The sequence below is a fragment of the bacterium genome (assembly GCA_018812485.1).
Lineage (GTDB): Bacteria > JAHJDO01 > JAHJDO01 > JAHJDO01 > JAHJDO01 > JAHJDO01.
This window is the reverse complement of sequence record JAHJDO010000124.1, coordinates 1-3776: the sequence shown is the minus strand read 5'-3', so window position 1 is coordinate 3776 and position 3776 is coordinate 1. Positions and strand designations below refer to the sequence as shown.

Genomic DNA, 3776 nt, shown 5'->3' with positions numbered 1-3776 from the left:
TTTCTGATATTCTTTGTATATTGTTGTATCTAAATCATTGATTGTGTCTTTTCTTCCTGTTGCGTCATATCCAATATGTTCGGCAATCGCCATGAAGATAGGATAATTGCTCAATTTCTCATTTTGTTTTCTTTTTCGCAGGAACACAAGAGAGGACTTTACTCCTGCCCCAAAATGAGTAAAAGCAAATTGTGGTAGAGAGACAACTGCCAATATTTGTGCCCGCTCCATTATAAAATTTCTTACATATTGAAGTGAGCTATTAGTTAATATTCCATCTGGTAGGACTATTGCCATTTTCCCAGTGCCTTCTCTTAAAAAATCAAGACACCTTTCGATAAAGAGAATTTCGGTTTTCTGTGCCTGCTTACCTTCTCCAAGCGAATATTTTTCTATGTATGGTTTTTCAGAATCCTTAACAATTGCACCAAAAGGGGGATTTGTTAGAATTAAATCAAAGTGATTGCTGTCAAAGGAATTATGTATTTGCTGTATCTCTTTAATGTTTCGCAGTGCATCGGTGCTAATTATGTTAGTATGTCCATCATCATGAATAATCATGTTCATCTTACAAACTCTTGCTATCTGGTCATTAATTTCAATACCATATAAGTTTTTCATGGCGAAATCGTGCCAAGTTCTCCATGCTTCTCGTTCATCAAAACTTTTTTCTGCATATTCTCTTATAAAGTCCATTGAATTAAGTAAGAATCCACCTGAGCCACAAGCAGGATCTAATATTGTCTGGTCTGTTTTAGGATTAATCATCTTTACGCAGAATTTAATAATTTCCCTTGGTGTGAAAAATTGTCCCATCTTACCTTTGAAGAAATCTTCCATAAATCTTTCAAAAGCTACTCCCTTTGTATCCAGATCTGTCTTGTTGAAATTTATACTCTGCAAGTGTTCAACAACTGCATAAACAATCTTTGGTTCAAGTCTGATATCATCTTTAAAAATTTCTGAATCCTTCTTTTTCGCCTTTTGATAAATTGCATTTATTCGCTCGTATATTTCTTCAGCATCCTCATGTGTTCCGATTTGAAATTTATAAGGGTTGCCTTTAATTGTTTCCTCTTTTTCATCCTGCAACTTGCAGAATAATAATTTTGAAATCTCATCAAAAGCTGTTGTTGGAGCCAATTTACCACCCTGCCATACAGTATCATGTGCTTTCTCCAAAGTTCTTATCAGATCTTCCCTTGAAACAATCTTAAGTTCCTTATCGGCTTCGCCTTTTATAAAACGGTATTTAGGAGTTTTGCCATATTTCTTGGGAATATCAGAGATAACATTCTTTTCTCTCTCACTTGGCTTAAAACCCGAGACATCAAACGCAGTTCTTGTGGTTCCTGCAACAGCAACGGCAAAACCTGCTCTTAGGCTGTTTGCATTACCAAATACTTGCTCAATTGCCTGCCTGAATTCAGCATCACTTATTCCATCTCTTTTGCATTCGACTACTATGTATGGTTTCTTTAATTCATCATCCTCATAAATAACTATATCAGCCTTATCTTCCGGAGTTCTTCTGGGAACAATAACTTCTAAATTAATTCTTCCCTTAGGATAATCGTAATCTAAAATAAGCTCGGCAAAATAAGCACCCCTAACTTTCTCCTCAGGATCCCTAAAATTAGCTGTAAAATTTCTGGCACAATAATAAGTAATCTTTGCCTCATCAGCCGATAAAGTGATTATCTTCTTCTCTATCCCTCTTTGAATATTCTGTAAAAAAATCGAATTGTGATTTTCTTGCTTATTCTTTTCTTTAGCCATCTTTTCTCCTCTTTTAAAGGAATTTTTAAACCTTTAATAAGTTTTCTACTAATTATTTAATGGGGTTTTCATTCAACTATTAACCCTCTCTTGAGATTAAGCTTCGTGCTCAAATCAGGAGGCAAATCTAATTCTTCCCATGTCTCTGATAATAAATCGACTAATTGCTTGCCATTTATTGTTCCTATTCTTGGGAAGCCGGATTCTATCGCAGCTTCCAGAGCATCTTTCTGATATTCACAAGTAGCTATGAAAGCGCCCTGAGCACCAGAAGGAATATTTTGTCGCAGTGCCTTTACTGTCCGGGCATTTATTTTACTACCTAATTTATATCGCTTTGCTTGAACATACAGCTTTATTTTTGCTATTCCATGTAAGTCAAGTTCACCAGTAGAATCAACACCTTCATCTCCAACCCTTCCTGTGTGCTGGGCCTCAAATCCAAGTGCAGTAAGAAGTTTTGTGACGAGAATTTCAAACTCTGTTGCATTGAGCTCTAAAATTCTCTTTAGTACAGTTTCTGTTGCAGTTTCGTGAACCTTAATCTCTTCAGCAGATACAAGGCTTGCCTTGCCAATAATCTCGAAGAAATCATTTTTATGGCTTATAGAAAAGACAGTTAAAGATGAGCGTATTGTGTTCTGAAACGGAATAGAGAATTGACTTCTCTGCAATCTTGTCTTACTCCAATCTACAGCTCTTCTGTGTATATAAGGACAACCATCATTAGGTTCAGCGTAATTATATGGCTCATTCTTCAAAACACCGTAATAAAGATATTCCTGCTCGGCTGCTGGCGTAATCACATAATCACCGGGTTTCATCTCAAGCAAAAACCGCGCTATCTGCCCTACCTGCTGTCCTATTACATTCTGGCTGTGTTCCTCCGGATAATGTTTTTTATAAAGTCCTTCTAATTCCTGTCTATCCTTAATTTTAGACAGGTTTTGCTTTTCAAACCATCCTATTGCTACATAGCCACCTTTTACAAAATTCTCTGCATACTGCCCAAAATTCGCTCTAACACAAAATAATTCTGCCATATTTAATCCTCTTTCTTATTAGTTTAATAATTTTTCTATATCTTATAACAAATTAAAGATTATTATTTATATAATCCTCGGGAAGTTCACAATTTTTTGCTCCTTGAATAACTATCTTCCGGTAATCTTCGCAAGGTGCATCCTCTTTTTTCCCTATTCTAAAATAAACAATTGCTTCATGGGTTTTTCCTTCGCCATCTGTGACTTCCATTAACTTTCTATCATATGATTTTTTAGAATAACCCTCATAGCAATCCAAAGTAGCTAAGTTATCCTCATTGATTTCAAAAAGTCCACCCCATACGACATCTTTTGTGGTAGAGGTATCAATAATATTTGCTACTGCAGCATTCCATGTTTTTGAGTAACCATCATAAACGAATTTATGTTTTTCTAAATAAGCTCGCTTAAGAAACCTGCTACTAGGGCATCTTTGTTTCATCTGTTCATGTTTCATATTCGAACCGTAAGCAAAATATAACATTTTAGTTTTGTAAATTATTAAAGTGTTCTATAGTGTGATTTTTGTTAATCCCTGTACTCAAAAGTTCTTCTTTTCTTCTTGCTGCACCACTTCTTTCTAGCTTTTTGCTATAAAAAGTAAAACCATGTCTTATCATAATATTCTGTTGTCTTACTTTCTTCCTGAAAAGTTTTATCTGTTTGTCTGTCCATTTAGAATGAATATAATAATCTTTATTTGTTTGCTTTTCTCTTGGATTATAATTATCAAAGGTCTGATTTAAAGGTCTATATCTGCAATCTGCAATCTGGACACCCCACTTTTTACATTGCCTAAGTTTCTTTAACATTTCATAATAGTCTGGTTGATAGTTATAAATCATAAAAACATAAATCTCTTTTGAGGGGTAGCCGGCTTCTACAAGCATATCAATCTGTTTCTTTATCATCTTTCGCTGATTATATTTGTGATCCCATGCTATTCTTGGACTC

The 3776-nt window shown here is 35.0% G+C and carries 4 protein-coding genes; all 4 read right to left on the bottom strand.

The window, feature by feature from the left end; all coding sequences use genetic code 11:
* Window positions 1-1779, bottom strand: a 1779-nt coding sequence (locus tag KKC91_10355) for an N-6 DNA methylase (GenBank protein MBU0478953.1), incomplete at its 3' end; no start/stop codon positions are given.
* Window positions 1780-1847: 68 nt separating this feature from the next.
* On the bottom strand, window positions 1848-2822 hold the full coding sequence (locus tag KKC91_10350) for a restriction endonuclease (protein MBU0478952.1): 975 nt from the start codon (window positions 2820-2822) through the stop codon (window positions 1848-1850).
* A gap of 52 nt (window positions 2823-2874) precedes the next feature.
* On the bottom strand, window positions 2875-3264 hold the full coding sequence (locus tag KKC91_10345; GenBank protein ID MBU0478951.1) for a gamma-glutamylcyclotransferase: 390 nt from the start codon (window positions 3262-3264) through the stop codon (window positions 2875-2877).
* Window positions 3265-3307: 43 nt separating this feature from the next.
* The coding region (locus tag KKC91_10340) for a hypothetical protein (protein MBU0478950.1) at window positions 3308-3776 on the bottom strand (469 nt) is incomplete at its 5' end.

Bases quoted from the DNA above. Each gene is read 5' to 3' on its own strand.
- KKC91_10350 (MBU0478952.1), bottom strand. From the start codon at position 2,822: ATGGCAGAATTATTTTGTGTTAGAGCGAATTTTGGGCAGTATGCAGAG.
- KKC91_10345 (MBU0478951.1), bottom strand. From the start codon at position 3,264: ATGAAACAAAGATGCCCTAGTAGCAGGTTTCTTAAGCGAGCTTATTTA.